The following is a 16199-nucleotide window of genomic DNA, read 5'->3' on the forward strand; positions in this document are numbered from 1 at the left end:
ATCCGGTGGCGATGCCTCACATGAGACACAACATCTGGACACTGCCATTCCGAAGGAGCACCCGATGGCTACTGTGAAAGTCGATACTTCCAATTTTCAGAAAGAAGTTCTGAACTCGGCCGAACCGGTCGTCGTCGACTTCTGGGCGGAATGGTGCGGCCCGTGCAAGATGATTGCGCCGAGCCTCGAAGAAATCGCAACCGAGCTTGCCGGCAAGGTCAAGGTCGTCAAGCTTAACATCGACGAAAACCCCGAACTCGCGGCGCAATACGGCGTCCGTTCGATCCCCACGCTCGCCATGTTCAAGGGCGGCGAAGTCGCCGACATCAAGGTCGGCGCCGCACCGAAGACGGCGCTCAGCTCCTGGATTTCGAACGCGGTGGCTTGATCCGCCAGGACTTCAATCCGACAATGCGAAGCCCGGCCTGGCCGGGCTTTTTTTCGCCTGAAATCGTCGTGATCTAGCGCGGCGGCGTGCCGTTTTCCGCGAGCACGTCGCCGACCAGGTAGAGGGAGCCGCCGATCAGCACGCGCGGCGGCACGGGGTCCTCGTCGGTGAGTTCCGCGATCTGCCCGAGCGCTTCGGCGACCGAGGAGGTTGCATTGGCCTCGAGCCCGGCTGCGGCCGCATCGGCGGCCAGCGCCAGCGGGTCCAGTCCCGCGTCGGACCCGTGCACCGGCACGGTGAAGACCTGTTCCGTCAGATCGAGGAAAGCCTTGAAATAGCCGATCGGTTCCTTGGTATTGATCATGCCGATGATCAGGAAGAGCGGTCGCGGGTCGCGCTCCTCGAAGGTGGCCATCGCCTCGGCAATGACGTGGCCGGCCCCCGGATTGTGTCCGCCGTCGATCCATATCTCGGCGCCCGGCGGGCAGAAATGCGATAGCCTGCCGCCGGGGAGGCGCTGCAGGCGCCCGGGCCACTCGACGCCGGCCAGCCCTTTCTCGATGGCCGCCTCGGGAACATCGAAACCGGCTGCCCGAACGGCACGGATCGCCGCCGCGGCATTGGCATATTGATGCCGGCCCGGCAGGCGCGGCAGCGGCAGATCCGCAAGGCCGTTCTCATCCTGGAAGATCAGCCTGCCGAACTCCTCATGCGCCATGAAATCCTGTCCGTAGACGGATATGGGGCAGCCGAGACGTTCGGCGGTCGCGATCAGCACATTGCGCGCGCCCTCTTCCTCCTGGTGGCCGATCACCACCGGGCAGCCCCGCTTCATTATCCCCGCCTTTTCCGCAGCGATCAGTTCGACCCGGTCGCCGAGATAGGCCTGATGATCGAGCGAGATCGGCATGATCACGGAGACGGCCGGCCGGGCAATGACATTGGTCGCGTCATATCGTCCGCCGAGGCCGACTTCTATGATCGCGACATCGGCCGGATGCTCCGCGAAGAGCAGGAAAGTGACCGCGGTCAGGATTTCGAAGACGGTGATCTTCTCACCGCCATTCGCTTCGGCAACGCGCCGTACGGCATCGGCAAGCACGGGGTCGCTGACCAGGGCCCCCTTGCCGCCCTTTACACCCAGGCGATAGCGCTCGTGCCAGTTCACCAGATGCGGCGACGTGTGGACATGGACGCTGAGACCCGCGGCCTCCAGGATCGCCCGGCAGAAGGCCGTTACCGAGCCCTTGCCGTTGGTGCCGGCCACGTGGATGACCGGCGGCAGGCGCTCGTGAGGATTGCCGAGGGCGGCAAGCAGCCGCGTGATCCTGTCGAGCGAAAGGTCGAACCCTTTGGGATGCAGGGCGAGAAGCTTCTCGATCTCCTGCGCCGCCTCGCTGACCTCTGTCGCAGTCATGATGGTAGCCCTAATCTAGGCGCTCGCGGCCACCGGCAGCGGGGCCAACTCCGTCGCGGTATCGCGCTTGACCGCCTTGGCCGGCTTCTTCATCAGAATGTTGAGAACGCGCGCGAGTGTCTCCGGGATGTCGTGGCGCTTGACGACCATGTCGACCATGCCATGCTCCAGCAGATATTCCGAAGTCTGGAAGCCATCCGGAAGCTTTTCCCGCAGCGTCTGCTCGATCACCCGCTTGCCGGCAAAGCCGATTTCCGCGCCTGGCTCGGCCATGTGGATATCGCCCAGCATCGCATAGGATGCGGTGACGCCGCCGGTCGTCGGGTTCGTCAGGACGACGATATAGGGAAGCCCCGCTTCCTTGAGCATGTTCAGGGCTACGGTCGTGCGCGGCAGCTGCATCAGCGACAGGATGCCTTCCTGCATGCGAGCGCCGCCCGAGGCCGGGAACATCACCAGCGGGCACTTCTCCGCTATCGCGCGCTCGAAGGCCTTCACGATCGCTTCGCCCGCGGCAATGCCCAGCGACCCGCCGATGAAGTTGAACTCATGCGCGACGGCGACGAGCTTGATGCCCTGGACCTGGCCGAGGCCGGCAACGATCGTGTCATCCAGTTCGGTCTTGGCGCGGCTGTCGCGCAGGCGATCGGAGTATTTCTTCGAGTCGCGGAACTTGAGCGGGTCCTGCGCCACCTTGGGCTGCGGGAAGGCCTCGTAGATTCCGCCGTCGAAGAGATCCTTCAAACGGGCCTTCGCCGGCATCTTCATGTGGAAGCCGGATTGCGGGATGACCCATTTGTTCTCTTCCAGATCGCGATGGAACACCATCTCGCCCGTTTCAGGGCACTTGATCCAGAGGTTCTCCGGAACTTCCCTGCGGCCGAGCATCGAGTTGATCTTCGGCCGAACGTAGTTTGTGATCCAGTTCAATTAAGCAGTCTCCTGAAGATTTTCCTTCGGCTTGTGCGCGTCAATATGGGCAATTATTCGGCTGCAGCAAGCCGCGCCGCCCGTACGCCGGCCGCAAGCCCCCTGACGAGCGCTTCGACGCCCGGGACCGTCGCTTCCGTTGCCTGGCCTTCTTCGGTCAAGCTCGACGCGATCTGATTGACGATCGCCGTGCCGACGACGACGCCGTCTGCGGATGCGCCGATGGCGCGCGCATGGTCGGCGGTCTTCACCCCGAAGCCGACGCAGACAGGCAAGGGCGTATGCGCCTTGATGCGCGCGACCGCTCCGGCGATCAGCGACGGATCGGGCAGCGCCGAGCCGGTGATCCCGGTCATCGACACGTAATACACGAAACCCGACGTGTTTTCGAGAACCTTGGGCAGGCGGCGATCGTCCGTCGTGGGCGTTGCCAGGCGGATGAAGCTGATGCCCTTCTCAAGCGCAGGAATGCACAGTTCGTCGTCCATTTCCGGCGGCAGGTCCACGACGATCAGGCCGTCGACGCCGGCCTCGAGCGCGTCCTCCAGGAACCGCTCGACGCCATAGATATAGATCGGGTTGTAATAGCCCATCAGCACGATGGGGGTGCGCTGGTCCTCCGCCCGGAAGAGCCGGGCGAGCTCCAGCGTCTTGGCGAGCGACTGCCCGGCCTTCAGCGCGCGCTGGCCGGCGAGCTGAATCGCCGGTCCATCGGCCATCGGGTCGGAAAAAGGCACGCCGAGTTCGATGATGTCGGCACCCGCCTGCCGCAGCGCCTTCATGATCGCTAGCGACGTTTCGAAATCCGGGTCGCCGCCCATGAAATAGGTCACGAGAACCGGGCGCCCCTCGGCCGCCACGTCGGCGAACCGTTGCTCCATGCGTGCGGTCATGATCTTTACTGCCCCATACCGAGAATTTTGCCGACGGTGAAAATGTCCTTGTCGCCGCGACCGGAGAGATTCATCAGGATGATCTCGTCCTTGCCCATCTTCGGCGCGCGCTTGATGACTTCGGCAAGCGCATGGGACGGTTCGAGCGCCGGGATGATGCCTTCGAGCCGCGTCAATGTCTGAAAGGCCTCGAGCGCCTCATGGTCCATGATCGGCACATACTCGACGCGGCCGATGTCGTTCAGCCAGGCATGTTCCGGTCCGATGCCCGGATAATCGAGCCCGGCCGAGATCGAATGGCCTTCCTTGATCTGGCCGTCACCGTCCTGAAGAAGATAGGTGCGGTTGCCGTGGAGCACGCCGGGCGAACCGGCGGTGAGCGAAGCGCAGTGCTCGTCGCCGTCGAGCCCCTTGCCACCCGCTTCCACGCCGACGATCCTGACGCCCTCGTCGTCGAGGAACGAATGGAAGATGCCGATCGCATTGGAACCGCCTCCCACGGCAGCGACCACGAGATCGGGAAGCCGGCCTTCGGCTTCGAGGATCTGCTGCTTGGCTTCCTGACCGATGACTGCCTGGAAGTCGCGCACCATCTCCGGATAGGGATGCGGGCCGGCAGCCGTGCCGATCAGGTAATAGGTGCTGTCGACATTGGTCACCCAGTCGCGCAACGCCTCGTTCATGGCGTCCTTGAGGGTGCCGTTGCCGGCGGTCACCGGCTTCACCTCGGCGCCGAGAAGCTTCATGCGGAAGACGTTCGGCGCCTGCCGCTCCACGTCGGTCGCACCCATATAGACCACGCAGGGCAGGCCGAAGCGCGCCGCCACCGTCGCCGATGCCACGCCGTGCTGGCCGGCGCCGGTTTCCGCGATGATGCGGGTCTTGCCCATGCGCTTGGCGAGCAGGATCTGCCCGATGCAATTGTTGATCTTGTGGGAGCCCGTGTGATTGAGCTCCTCGCGCTTGAAATAGATCTTGGCGCCGCCGAGTTCGGCCGTCAGGCGCTCGGCGAAATAGAGCGGGCTCGGCCGGCCGATATAGTGGGTGCCGAGATTTTCGAGCTCTGCCTTGAAGGCCGGATCGTTCTTCGCCCTCGCCCACTCATCCTGGAGATCGAGGATCAGCGGCATCAGCGTCTCGGCGACGAAGCGCCCGCCGAATATGCCAAAACGGCCCTCTTCATCGGGTCCGGACCTGAAGGAGTTCGGTTTAGGCGGTTGATTCACGTCTTGCTCCCTGATCGCGGCCGCTCAAGCTTCCGCCCGGCGGACCGCTTCGAAAAACGCTTCCATGAGCGTCAGATCCTTTATCCCCGGCGCGCTTTCGACTCCGGATGATGTATCGATGGCGCGGGCGCCGGTCAGCGCAAGTGCGTCTCCGATGTTGCTCGCGTTCAATCCACCGGAAAGCATGTAATCGACGCTTCCGTCAAGCGCGTCGAGAAGCCGCCAGTCGAAAGAAATTCCGTTGCCGCCCGGCAGATCGGAACCAGCCGGAGGCTTCGCATCCAGGAGAAAACGGTCGACGATGCCCATATAGGGATCGATCCGCTCCAGGTCGGAGGCCTCGCGGACGGCAAGCGCCTTCATCACCGGAAGACCGTAAAGCGCCTTGATGGCAAGGACCCGCTCCGGGGTCTCCGAGCCGTGAAGCTGGAGGACGTCGGGGGCGAGCGCCGAGACGATCTCGTCGAGACCGTCATTGTCCGCATCGACCGTGACCGCGACGATCTTCGCGCGCCCGCGGGCGCGCGCGGCAAGGCGGCCGGCATCGTCCGGTTCGATGTTGCGGGGGCTCTTGGGAAAGAAGATGAAGCCCACGTGGGAAGCGCCGAGCGCGACGGCACGTTCCACGGCTTCGGCCGTCTTCAAACCACAGATCTTCACTTCCGTTTTCATGGAAAGCGACCTTGCATGAAATGCCGCCCGAGTCGAGCAAAACCGTTGCGCGCCAGCGGCCAATCTTAGGAAGAGGGGGTGGCAGGCATATGGTGTTTTTCGAGCGAACCAAGCCGGCACCCTCCTCCGCCCTTCCGGTACCTTTTCGCCGCAAGCGGAGCGAAGGGACAAGCCGCATGCCTCCCAATTTCCCTCTCCCCGCCTGCGGGATGAGGTGCCCTTCGGCCACGCTCGATCTACCCGAAATCGATCGCGTGCAGCATCGTACCGTTGCGCTTGAGCCAGTGCCTGGCGTCCTTCGTTTCCGGGCACAGGCTCTCGCATAGCGCCCAGAAACGCGGTCCATGGTTCATTTCCTGCAGATGGGCGACCTCGTGTGCCGCGAGATAGGCGATCACCTTCGGCGGCGCCATGGCAATCCGCCAGGAAAAGCTCAAATCGCCCTCGGCGGAGCAGGATCCCCAGCGGCTGCGGGTGTCCTTCAGGCTGAGGGAGCGTGCCCTGCTTCCCGTCCTGCCGGCATAGACGGCGACCAGGCGTTCGAGTTCGCTGCGGGCTTCCTTCTTGAGATAGTCGGCGATGCGCCGGCGCAGATGCTCCTCGGCACCGCCCACTCTCAGAACCGCCTCCTCGTCGATCACGAGCGCTTCGGTCAAGCCGCGCAGGCGGCCCGTTCTCTCGATGCGGTGAGCGACGCCGCGAACAAGGATGGTGCCGCCGTCCTCGAGCTCGCTTTCACCGGAAAAGCGGGCAAGCTTGGTCATCAGCCAGCCCTGGTGCCGGGTGAGAAAGGCGCTGACCTCGCGCTCCGGCAGGCCTTCCGGTACGGTGAGCTTCAACGCTCGCCCTCCGGGCTCGATGCGAAGCGTCATCCGCGTCGCGCGCGCATTTTGCCGAATGGTCAGGGGAAGGACCTTGCCGGCAACCTCGATGTCACGGACGACATCAAGGGGCGGTCCACTGCCACGGTGCCGCTTGAGAGATGAAAACATGAGGCCGTTCTAGACGATTCGCAGGGGACTTGGCAGATGGACGAGCGACATCCGGCGTTTCACATGAAACACCGGATGCCTTGCGGGATCAGCTCGATTCGAAGCCGGCTTCCGGACCGGTGCGGCCGTTCTTGCGTTCGCGCATGAAGCGGTCGAATTCCTCCTGGTCCTTGGCACGACGGAGTTCGCGTACATAGCCGTCGAATTCCTCGCGCATCTCGTCAAGCTTGCGGCGCTCCTCGTCGAGACGGGCAAGTTCCGCTGTCCGCCAGTCGTCGAAGGCGACATTGCCGGTACGATGATGTGCCCAATGTCCCCGGTGGTTCCGTTTGAAGCCGGCACACATGCGATCCACTCCTTCATTGGCGTCCTTCTTGAACGCCCTCAGCTTGTCGCCGAAGAGGATGTAGGCGAGCATTGCCAGGCCGAGCGGCCAGAACACAATGAAACCCAGCACCATCAATGCAATGGTCGCGGGCGTCCAGTCCGGACGGATCAGTGCAGATTGGTTCATCTTCAGGATTCCTCGCAGTCGGCGGGCCGCCCTTCGCGGCCCGATGAAAACGATGTGGGAAAGCCACGGCCCCGGCGCAAGACATTGTAACAAGGAATCGGACAACCCCCTGACTTTCCTCCGGCAAATCGAGCGCTACGATGACTCGCTCAGGCCGATTTGCCACCCTTGATGAGCTGTTTGACCGGCTTCGCATGGCGTGAATGCCGGCGCTGGAAGGCGACGATGCGCGGTGCGATCTCGCGGCGGAAGCGCGAACCGTTGAAGACGCCGTAATGGCCCACATCGGGCTGCATATAGTGCTGCCGCATCGAATCGGGAATGCCGGTGCAGATCGTCTGCGCCGCCTTGGTTTGGCCGAGGCCGGAAATATCGTCGTTCTCGCCCTCGACGGTCAGCAGCGCCACGCGCCGGATCGCCGTCGGATCGACCCGCTTGCCGCGGTGCATCATCTCGCCCTTGGGCAGCGCATGTTGCATGAACACCACCTGCACGGTCTGCAGGTAGAACTCCGCGGTCAGATCCATCACCGCCAGATATTCGTCGTAGAAGTCACGGTGTTTTTCGGCCGCGTCGCCATCGTTCTTGACCAGATGGGCGAAGAATTCCTTGTGAGCGATCAGGTGCCGGTCGAGGTTCATCGACATGAAGCCGGAGAGCTGGAGGAAGCCCGGATAGACCATGCGCATGAAGCCGGGCTGCGGCCACGGAACCGGCATGACGACATTGTCGCGGAACCACTCGATCGGCCGTTCCTTCGCAAGCTCGTTGACCGCGGTCGGGTTGATGCGTGTGTCGATCGGCCCGCCCATCAGCGTCATCGTCGACGGTGCGAGGGGATCCTCCGCCGCCTCCATCAGCGCGACGGCCGCCAGAACCGGAACGGCCGGTTGACAGACCCCGATCACATGCGCATCCGGCCCGAGGAAATGCAGCATCTGGATGACGTAGTCGATATAGTCGTCGAGATCGAAGGTTCCCTCGCTCAAGGGAACCATGCGGGCGTCGATCCAGTCGGTGATGTAGACGTCGGAATGGGGTAGCAGTGCTTCCACGGTTCCGCGCAACAGCGTGGCGTAGTGGCCGGACATGGGCGCAACGATCAGGACTTTCGGATCCGGAGCGCGGTCCCTTGGCAGGCTGCGTTCGAAATGGATGAGATTGCAGAACGGCTCCCGCCAGACGATCCTTTCACGGACGGGCACGGGCTGCCCATCGATCTCGGTTTCCGCAAGGCCGAATTCCGGCTTGCCGTAGCGGCGGGTGGCACGCTCGAAAACTTCCAGTCCTGCGGCCGCGGCGCGGCCGAAATAGGTATGTGAAACCGGATTCATCGGATTGCTGAAGGCCAGCCGCATGGCGTCTGCCGCCGTGCGCCACGGAGCCATCATCGCATGGTTCATCTCATAAAGCTGGTAGAACATGGGCGCGTATCCCTTGTCTCAAATCAACGAAAACGCCGCTCCCAGTCCGACGCCGGAGCGCCTCCTCAGGAAACGGTTGCATCGGTTTCCGTCGGAAGCGTAGTCACGAAGAGTAAGATCGTTTCACCGGGACGGCGAACGATCTGGCTTGCGGTTGTTCGTCTCTGGTGTCCGCAATCGCTGCTACACTAGCATTTTTCTTGTGCAGCGCAACAAACCCGCCCCTCACTTTTTGGGGAAGGACGTGCGCGCGGAACGAGGCCTCTCACCCGTCGCTCACAGCCACAACTGCCTTGACGAGCCCTGACTTGTCGTGAGCCCAGCGGGGAAGATCGCGGACGAGGTCCTCGAGCGTCGTGCGGTGGGTGACGAGCGCCTCGATCGGAACCAGCCCCGCCGCAAGCGACCGAATCACGTGATCGAAGTCCTCGCGGGTAGCGTTGCGGCTGGCGACGAGGGACATTTCCCGCTTGTGGAATTCGGGATCCGAGAAACGGATCTCCTCCTTGACCACGCTGACGAAGACGAGCGTGCCGCCGTGGGCGACATGGCCAAACGCCCCTTCCATCGACCGGGCGTTGCCGGTGGCGTCGAAGACGACGTCGAAACCCTCCCCACCCGTCGCCTGCGCGAGCGCCGCATCGTCGCCCGCCAGGATTCCGGGCGAAAAGCCGAGCTTTTCCGTGGCGAAGGCCAGGCGCTCCTCGCTCGTGTCGAGCAGCCGTACGTCGTGGCCGGCTATGCGGGAAAAGACGGCCGTCCCCAGGCCGATCGGTCCGGCACCTATCACCAGCGAACGGTCGCCTCGGCCAGCCGCCGAGCGACGGACGGCATGGGCGCCGATCGCAAGGAACTCGACCGCCGCGGCGGCTTCCGGCGAAAGGCCTTCGGCCGAATAGAGGTTCTGTTCGGGCATGACGATTTCTTCGCAGAAGGCGCCGTCGGTGTGAACGCCGAGGACGCGGATCGCCGTGCAGCAGTTCGGCTTGCCTTTACGGCAGGCGATGCACTCCCCGCAGGAGAGATAGGGGTTAACGACGACGAGCGTCCCTGGCGCGAACCGGGTGCCGGGTCCCCCTTCGATCACTCTCGCAGAGATCTCATGGCCCATCACGCGCGGATATTCGAGAAAAGGATGCTTGCCCTCGAAGATATGATAATCGGTGCCGCAGATCCCGACGCGGCTGACGGCAAGGCGGACCGAGCCGGTTGGCGGTGCCTCGGGCCCGCTGCGGGCGATGAGCGCGAGGCGGCCGGGCTCTGAACAGACGACGGCTTTCATGCGGCGCTCCGAAGCTTGCTGGGGACCGGTTGCGGGCAGGCGGCCATCACCGCGCCCCCCGCCGCCGCAACTGGTCGAAATAGACGATCACGATGATCAGCAACCCGGTGATGATGCGCTGCCAGAAGGAATTGACGTTCAGGAGATTGGCACCGTTGTTGATCGTGGCAAGGATGAAGGCGCCGAGCAGCGGACCGTGAACCGAGCCGACCGCGCCGAAAAGGCTCGTGCCGCCGATGACCGACGAAGCGATCGCCTGCAGCTCCCAGCCTTCGGCCTGCGTGGCGTTGCCGATGCCGATGCGCGAGGCGAGCAGAAGCCCGACAAAGGCGGCGCAGGTCGATGACAGGATATAGGCCAGATAGATCGTTCGGTTGACGTTGACGCCGGAAAGACGCGCCGCCTCGCGGTTGGAGCCGACGGCGAAGAGATAGCGGCCGAAGCGGCTCAGATGCAGGAAGACGTAAGCCGGAATTGCAACGACGATCACCATCCAGAAAAGACTGGGAACTCCGAGGAAGTCGGCGCGTGAGAAAGTGGTGAAGGCGTCGTTGGTGATCGAGATGGTCGAACCGTTTGTTATCAGGAGACCGATGCCGCGAAGCGAGGTCAGCGTCGCAAGCGTGATGATGAAGGGCGGCAGCCCCATGCGGACGATGCCGAAGGCATGGAAGGCGCCGATCAGCACGCCGATCGCCAGCGTCGCGATGATTGCGAGCCAGAGCGGAATCCCCGCCGCGAGCAGCCAGGCGACGATGACGCTGGTGAAACCGACGACGGCTCCGACCGAAAGGTCGATGCCTGCCGTGATGATGACGAAGGTCTGGCCGACGGCGAGAATCGCGGTCATCGCCCCCTGACGCAGGAGGTTGCTGATGTTGTTGGGCGTCCAGAAGGCATTGGTCGCCAGGCCCAGGAGCAGCCAGAGGACGACCAGCAATCCCACGAGCGTAAGACCGAACAGGATGCTGACGCCTTTCTTCGGCGTCGGTCCCGCGCTTTCAACCGTTTCCACACTCATCGCTTCCTCCCTGCGTCCTTCCTCATCCGGCTCTCAGGCATTGATCGCCTGCGCCAGCACTTCCTCATGGCTTGCGCCTCGGTAGTCGTGGCTTGCCACAAGCCGCCCCTGCCGGAACACATGCAGGCGATCGGCCAGCTCATAGACCTCCGGCAGGTAGGAGGAGATCAGGATGATCCCTGCCCCCTTCTCCAGAAGCCGCGCAAACAGCCGGTAGATTTCCGCCTTGGTGCCGACATCGACGCCCACGGTCGGCTCGTCGAAGATGAAGAGCTTCGCGCCGTGGCTCAGCCATCTACCGATCACGATCTTCTGCTGGTTGCCGCCGGACATGGCGGAGGCAAGCACGCGCCGCGACGGCGTCTTGATTTTCAGATCCCGGATCTGACGCTCGGCATTGGAGGCCTCCTGCGCGCGGTTGATCGTCAAGCCGCGCGTCAGCCTTTTGAAAACAGGCAGGTTGATGTTGACGCCGATCGGCAGGTTGAGGCACAGGCCCTGATCGCGGCGACTCTCCGGCGCGAGAGCGATCCCCAGGTCCATGGCCTTGCGCTCATTGGCTATCGCGACCTTTCGGCCCTGCCAGAAGATCTCTCCTTCGCTCACCGTGTTGCGCCCGTAAAGTCCGAGCGCGAATTCGCTGCGGCCGGCACCGATCAGTCCGTAGAGCCCGACGATCTCACCCGCCCTGACCGAGAGCGATATGTCGCGGAAACCGGGACCGGAGAGCCCGCGCGTCTCGACGATCATCTCGCCCGGCTGGAAACGTTCCTTGTGGTAGATCTGTTCGATCGTGCGGTTGATCATCAGAGTGATGAGCTCGGCCTCGTTCGTCTCGGAAATCGCGCGCGTGCCGACATGCGTGCCGTCGCGAAGCACCGAGACGCGGTCCGCGAGCTCGAACACTTCTTCCAGCCTGTGGCTGATATAGACGATCGTGACGCCCTCGCCCTGCAGCCGGCGGATCAGGCGGAAAAGCTGCGCCGATTCCTGTCGCGTGAGATAGGCCGTGGGCTCGTCGAAGATGAGGAACTGCGTGCCACGCATGGCCGCACGAGCAGTGGCGACCAGCTGCTGCTGGCCGATCGTCAGACTGCCGAGTTCGGCATTGGCGGGCAGGTTGAAGCCGAGATCGTCAAGCACGCCCTGGGCCGCGCCGGTCATCGCGCGCTTGCGCATCAGCCCGCGCCGGTTCATCTCGTCGCCCAGGAACATGTTCGCCGCGACGCTCAGATGCGGGCAAAGCACCACCTCCTGGTGAACCGCGTTGATGCCGCGCGCGATCGCTTCGTTGGGCGTGGCCAGGTCGACTGTCTCGCCGCACCAGCGGATTTCTCCGGCACTGCGGGCAATGACCCCGGTCAGGAGCTTGATCAGCGTCGATTTGCCGGCACCGTTCTCGCCGACGATCGCGTGGATTTCGCCGGATAGAAAGGTCATGGTCGCGGGCTTCAAAGCCTCGACCGCGCCGTAGTTTTTCTGCAGGCCGCGGAGTTCCAGGATGGGCTCGCCCTTTGGAACCGGATGGGCGCCCGCCGCCCTCACCTGTTCGTCATGGCGATGGCTGACCTCTTGAAGCCCTATCATGGCATTGTCCTCCACTTCCGGGATCGCAGCGGCCGATTCCCTTCGGCCGTTGCACCGTTCTCCTGAAGGCGATGCGCAGCGCCGGTACTACGGCGCCGCGCAATCGCGCTCGTCAGTTGACCTTCGGATTCAAAAGCGCGTCGATCTTCGGCTCGCTCATATTGGCCTTGGTGACCAGATTCGCGCCGGTATCGACATTGGCTTCGACCTTCTCGCCCTTGGAGACCGCAAGAGCCGTCTTCACGCCGTCATAGCCCATACGGTAGGGATCCTGGACGACGAGGCCCGCCAGCACGCCTTCCTTGAGGAAGCCCACGGTCTTGTCGTCGCTGTCGAAGCCGATCACCTTGATCTTGTCGCCGAGCTTGTTCTCGGCGATCGCCTGGCCGACGCCCTGCGCCATGATCAGGTTCGAGGCGAAAACGCCGACGAGGTTGGGGTTGGCGGTGATCAGATCGGTCATGATGTTGAGACCGGTCGTCGCCTGACCGTCGGCATATTTGTCGGCAACCACTTTCAGGCCCGGATATTTCGTCTTGACCTGATCGAGAAAGCCTTCGCGGCGCTGGTCGAGCGAGCCGACACCCGGCAGGCTGGTGATGATCGCGATCTCGCCCTCTTCCTTGCCGGTCGCCTCCTTGATGGCGGCGGCAAGACCGTCGGCGGCTATGCGTCCGCCCTGGACGTTGTCCGTGGTCAGGAACGAGGTGAAGGCCTTCGAATCCGCCCCGGAATCGATGCCGATCACCGGAACCGATTTGGCGGCCTCGTCGACGGGCTTGCCGAGCGCCTTGAACTCCGTCGGCGCGATCACGACCGCGGCCGGCGCGCCCGCAACGGCGTTTTCCAGGATGGTGATCTGGCCGTTGATGTCGGATTCCGACTGGGCGCCGAGCTCCGGCACGTTGACACCGAGATCCTTGCCGGCGGCGCGCGCCCCCGCAAGTACGATCTGCCAGTAGAAGGAGGTGGTGTCCTTGACGATGATGGGGATGGTGACGTCCTGCGCGAAAGAGGTCGCGGGGACCATTGCGGCGACGAAAGCGGCGCCGGCCAGGGCATTGAAGGCACGGCGTGAAAGAATGCGCTTGGCTATGCTCATCGGGTTCTCCTCAGTTACACCTTGTTCCGTTATCGACCGGGTCGCCAGGTGCATGCGGCCCGGTTGCTTATGGAGAGTGGCGGCCGCCATCGAGGGCGGCGAAGCATCAGGCCCTTACCGCCTCCGGCCCCAGCTCGGGCGCGACAAGCGTATGGGGTTCGAAGGCCGCGTAATCTTCCGGCGCGATCCCGTAGCGGGTCAGTTCCATGTTCCGTTTCAGGCTCGACGGTTTGGCGGTTCCGAGCAGCACCGAGGCGACGTTGGGATTGGCCAGCGGGAACTGCAGGGCCGGGGCGGCCAGCGGCATGGCGCGCTGCCCGGCGATGGCTTCCATCGCCGCGACCTTGGCGCGCACCTCGTCGGTCGCCGGCATGTAATCGAAATGCGCTCCCTCGACAGGTCCGGTCGCGAGAATGCCGGAATTGAACACGCCGCCGACGACCAGCGAGGTGTGTTTCTTCGCGCAGAGCGGCAGGAGCTCGGCGACCGCGGAGCGGTCCAGGAGCGTATAGCGGCCGGCAAGCAGGATGCAGTCGATGTCGACCTGGCGCATGACGTCGAGGCAGACCGGCACCTCGTTGACGCCGAGACCGTAGGCGGAAATGACGCCGCTCGATTTCAGCTCCTCGAGTGCTTTCAGGCCGGAATCCAGAAGCTGCCGCAGGTAGACGGCGTTTTTCGCCGCACCATGCGTGTAGCCGCCAATGTCGTGGACATAAAGAATATCGATGCGGTTGAGACCGAGACGGGCATAACTCATCTCGACCGACCGCATGATCGCGTCGTAGCCGTAGTCATAGGTGACGTCGAAGTTCAGCGGCTTGACGTAGGAAAAGTCAGGGACCTGGTTCTCGGGCACCGGGTGAAGCAGGCGACCGACCTTCGTCGACAGCACGAAGCTGTCGCGCGGCTTGTCGCGCAGGAAGTCGCCGACCCGCCGCTCGGCAAGGCCAAGGCCATAGAACGGCGCCGTATCGAAATAGCGGATACCCGCTTCCCAGGCCGCGTCGAGCGTCGCCATCGCCGCTTCACGGGTGCATTCCCGATAGAGACCGCCCAGTCCCGCGGTGCCGAAACTGTACTCCGTCACCGCAAGCGCGGTCCGGCCTATCCTTCTCGTCTGCATTCCTTGTTTTCCTCCCCCAAGGATTGCGCCCTTACATGCGTCTCGCTTCGCCCCTCAGCCTTAAAGCGTCGCCCCCAGATGCCAGGGCACGAATTCGTTGTCGCCGTAGCCGAAAAGCTCGCTCTTGGTCTTGCGGCCCGAGGCGGTCTCGATGATGAGCTCGAAAATCCCCCGGCCGAGATCGGCGATCGTCGCTTCACCCGAGGCGATGACGCCGCAGTCGATGTCCATGTCCTCTTCCATGGCCCGATAGAGCGCCGTGTTGCTGGTGAGCTTGATCGATGGCGCCGGCCGACAGCCGAAACAGCTGCCGCGGCCGGTGGTGAACGCGATCACGTTGGCGCCGCCGGCGACCTGGCCGGTGGCCGAAACCGGATCGTAGCCGGGCGTGTCCATGAAGACCAGTCCGGGCTCCGTCACGCGCTCAGCATAATTGTAGACGGCCGTCAACGGCGAGCGGCCGCCCTTGGCGACGGCGCCCAGCGATTTCTCGAGAATCGTCGTCAGGCCGCCCCGCTTGTTACCCGGCGAAGGATTATTGTCGAGCGACGCGCCATGCATCGCCACATAGTCCTCCCACCAGGCGATCAGGCCGTCGAGCTTGACCGCGACCTTCTCGTTTACCGCACGGCTGCGCAGCAGATGCTCGGCTCCGTAGATCTCGGAGGTCTCGGAAAGGATCGCCGTGCCGCCGGCGGCGGCGAGTATGTCGACCGCCGCACCGAGCGCCGGATTGGCGGTGATGCCGGAAAGCCCGTCCGAACCGCCGCATTGCAGCCCCACGATGATCTCGCTGACCGGGATCGGCACGCGCCTGGCGGCTGCGACTTCCTTGGCGATCTCGTCGAGAATGCCGAGCGCGCGCTCGACGGAACGGCGCGAGCCGCCGGCCTCCTGGATGTTGAAATGCCGCTTCTCGGCCCCGGCCCCGCTCTGGCCGTAGAGCGTCAGCTGATTGACCTCGCAGCCGAGCCCGACCATCAGCACGCCGCCGAAATTCGCGTGACGCGCATAGCCGGCGAGCGTCCGGTGCAGGTTCTTCATTCCGTCGCCCGTGGACGACATGCCGCATCCCTGGTCGTGGACGATCGGCACGAAACCGTCGATGCCTTCATATTTCGGCAGAATGCGCCTGTTCGCCTCGTCGGCGATCGCGCGACAGACCGTGGTGGAACAGTTCACGCTGGCGACGATGCCGATATAGTTGCGCGTTGCGGCCCGGCCGTCCGCCCGTCGATAGCCGAGGAACGTGCGCGCTTTGTCCGCCTCGCTGGCAGCCTCCGGCGGAACGGCGGCACCAATGGCGAGCCGACCCTGATCGAAGGCAAGATTATGCGAATGAACGTGCTCGCCGGGCGCGATGGGGGACGTGGCGCGGCCGATCGCCTGGCCGTATTTGACCACCGGCTCACCGACGTCGATCCGGCGGATCGCGGCCTTGTGGCCCGGCTCGATGCGCGCGACCGCCGACACGCCGCCGGCCAGCCGGTCGCCCGGCGCAATCGCAGCGGTGGCGACGACGACGTTATCGTCCGGCGAAAGAAGGATCGAAGACGGTGCGGGCAAATCAAGCTCCTCCCGAACGGTTCCCCACATGCGAAAACACTGGTTCTGTCTTTTATCTA

General features: G+C 63.8%; 15 protein-coding genes. 1 reads left to right on the forward strand and 14 read right to left on the reverse strand.

Going from position 1 to position 16199, the window contains the following annotated elements:
* The first annotated feature begins 64 nt into the window (after window positions 1–64).
* Entirely contained in the window at window positions 65–388 is a 324-nt protein-coding gene (trxA, locus tag ACFHWW_RS11735) for a thioredoxin (protein WP_018098665.1), read from the forward strand.
* 73 nt (window positions 389–461) lie between these two features.
* Here the strand turns inward: trxA and ACFHWW_RS11740 are convergent, their stop codons facing one another.
* From ACFHWW_RS11740 to ACFHWW_RS11805, 14 genes are all read right to left on the reverse strand, one after another.
* On the reverse strand, window positions 462–1805 hold the full coding sequence (locus ACFHWW_RS11740; RefSeq protein WP_379938313.1) for a bifunctional folylpolyglutamate synthase/dihydrofolate synthase: 1344 nt from the start codon (window positions 1803–1805) through the stop codon (window positions 462–464).
* Between the two features lie 15 nt (window positions 1806–1820).
* Window positions 1821–2735, reverse strand: coding sequence for an acetyl-CoA carboxylase, carboxyltransferase subunit beta (accD, locus tag ACFHWW_RS11745; RefSeq protein WP_018098667.1), 915 nt, complete (start codon window positions 2733–2735; stop codon window positions 1821–1823).
* A 53-nt stretch (window positions 2736–2788) separates the two neighbouring features.
* Window positions 2789–3628 (reverse strand): tryptophan synthase subunit alpha, encoded by an 840-nt coding sequence (gene trpA / locus ACFHWW_RS11750; protein WP_018098668.1) that lies wholly within the window; start codon window positions 3626–3628, stop codon window positions 2789–2791.
* A 5-nt stretch (window positions 3629–3633) separates the two neighbouring features.
* On the reverse strand, window positions 3634–4854 hold the full coding sequence (trpB, locus tag ACFHWW_RS11755) for a tryptophan synthase subunit beta (protein WP_379938316.1): 1221 nt from the start codon (window positions 4852–4854) through the stop codon (window positions 3634–3636).
* A 24-nt stretch (window positions 4855–4878) separates the two neighbouring features.
* Window positions 4879–5526, reverse strand: coding sequence for a phosphoribosylanthranilate isomerase (locus ACFHWW_RS11760; protein WP_275597085.1), 648 nt, complete (start codon window positions 5524–5526; stop codon window positions 4879–4881).
* Between the two features lie 236 nt (window positions 5527–5762).
* Window positions 5763–6518 (reverse strand): M48 family metallopeptidase, encoded by a 756-nt coding sequence (locus ACFHWW_RS11765; protein ID WP_275597086.1) that lies wholly within the window; start codon window positions 6516–6518, stop codon window positions 5763–5765.
* Window positions 6519–6606: 88 nt separating this feature from the next.
* Window positions 6607–7032, reverse strand: a complete 426-nt coding sequence (locus ACFHWW_RS11770) for a DUF2852 domain-containing protein (RefSeq protein WP_026169010.1) — start codon at window positions 7030–7032, stop codon at window positions 6607–6609.
* A gap of 149 nt (window positions 7033–7181) precedes the next feature.
* Entirely contained in the window at window positions 7182–8456 is a 1275-nt protein-coding gene (phaZ, locus tag ACFHWW_RS11775) for a polyhydroxyalkanoate depolymerase (protein ID WP_379938319.1), read from the reverse strand.
* A 265-nt stretch (window positions 8457–8721) separates the two neighbouring features.
* Window positions 8722–9738, reverse strand: coding sequence for a zinc-binding alcohol dehydrogenase family protein (locus tag ACFHWW_RS11780; protein WP_275597088.1), 1017 nt, complete (start codon window positions 9736–9738; stop codon window positions 8722–8724).
* A gap of 46 nt (window positions 9739–9784) precedes the next feature.
* Complete coding sequence (locus tag ACFHWW_RS11785; protein WP_379938321.1) at window positions 9785–10759, reverse strand: ABC transporter permease; 975 nt, start codon at window positions 10757–10759, stop codon at window positions 9785–9787.
* A gap of 33 nt (window positions 10760–10792) precedes the next feature.
* Window positions 10793–12346, reverse strand: a complete 1554-nt coding sequence (locus ACFHWW_RS11790; RefSeq protein WP_379938323.1) for a sugar ABC transporter ATP-binding protein — start codon at window positions 12344–12346, stop codon at window positions 10793–10795.
* Window positions 12347–12458: 112 nt separating this feature from the next.
* Window positions 12459–13448 (reverse strand): ABC transporter substrate-binding protein, encoded by a 990-nt coding sequence (locus ACFHWW_RS11795; RefSeq protein WP_018098677.1) that lies wholly within the window; start codon window positions 13446–13448, stop codon window positions 12459–12461.
* 106 nt (window positions 13449–13554) lie between these two features.
* Entirely contained in the window at window positions 13555–14574 is a 1020-nt protein-coding gene (locus ACFHWW_RS11800) for an aldo/keto reductase (protein ID WP_379938325.1), read from the reverse strand.
* Window positions 14575–14634: 60 nt separating this feature from the next.
* Entirely contained in the window at window positions 14635–16170 is a 1536-nt protein-coding gene (locus ACFHWW_RS11805; protein ID WP_379938327.1) for a UxaA family hydrolase, read from the reverse strand.
* Window positions 16171–16199 lie beyond the last annotated feature (29 nt).

The organism is Sinorhizobium sp. P24N7, from assembly GCF_042436655.1.
GTDB lineage: Bacteria > Pseudomonadota > Alphaproteobacteria > Rhizobiales > Rhizobiaceae > Sinorhizobium > Sinorhizobium meliloti_A.

What these genes read in the sequence shown, in the direction of transcription:
- trxA (WP_018098665.1), top strand. Translation starts at nt 65, where the DNA reads ATGGCTACTGTGAAAGTCGATACTTCCAATTTTCAGAAAGAAGTTCTG.
- ACFHWW_RS11740 (WP_379938313.1), bottom strand. Translation starts at nt 1,805, where the DNA reads ATGACTGCGACAGAGGTCAGCGAGGCGGCGCAGGAGATCGAGAAGCTT.
- phaZ (WP_379938319.1), bottom strand. Translation starts at nt 8,456, where the DNA reads ATGTTCTACCAGCTTTATGAGATGAACCATGCGATGATGGCTCCGTGG.
- ACFHWW_RS11765 (WP_275597086.1), bottom strand. Translation starts at nt 6,518, where the DNA reads ATGTTTTCATCTCTCAAGCGGCACCGTGGCAGTGGACCGCCCCTTGAT.
- ACFHWW_RS11800 (WP_379938325.1), bottom strand. Translation starts at nt 14,574, where the DNA reads ATGCAGACGAGAAGGATAGGCCGGACCGCGCTTGCGGTGACGGAGTAC.
- ACFHWW_RS11805 (WP_379938327.1), bottom strand. Translation starts at nt 16,170, where the DNA reads ATGTGGGGAACCGTTCGGGAGGAGCTTGATTTGCCCGCACCGTCTTCG.
- ACFHWW_RS11760 (WP_275597085.1), bottom strand. Translation starts at nt 5,526, where the DNA reads ATGAAAACGGAAGTGAAGATCTGTGGTTTGAAGACGGCCGAAGCCGTG.
- ACFHWW_RS11790 (WP_379938323.1), bottom strand. Translation starts at nt 12,346, where the DNA reads ATGATAGGGCTTCAAGAGGTCAGCCATCGCCATGACGAACAGGTGAGG.
- ACFHWW_RS11785 (WP_379938321.1), bottom strand. Translation starts at nt 10,759, where the DNA reads ATGAGTGTGGAAACGGTTGAAAGCGCGGGACCGACGCCGAAGAAAGGC.
- trpA (WP_018098668.1), bottom strand. Translation starts at nt 3,628, where the DNA reads ATGACCGCACGCATGGAGCAACGGTTCGCCGACGTGGCGGCCGAGGGG.
- ACFHWW_RS11770 (WP_026169010.1), bottom strand. Translation starts at nt 7,032, where the DNA reads ATGAACCAATCTGCACTGATCCGTCCGGACTGGACGCCCGCGACCATT.
- ACFHWW_RS11795 (WP_018098677.1), bottom strand. Translation starts at nt 13,448, where the DNA reads ATGAGCATAGCCAAGCGCATTCTTTCACGCCGTGCCTTCAATGCCCTG.
- ACFHWW_RS11780 (WP_275597088.1), bottom strand. Translation starts at nt 9,738, where the DNA reads ATGAAAGCCGTCGTCTGTTCAGAGCCCGGCCGCCTCGCGCTCATCGCC.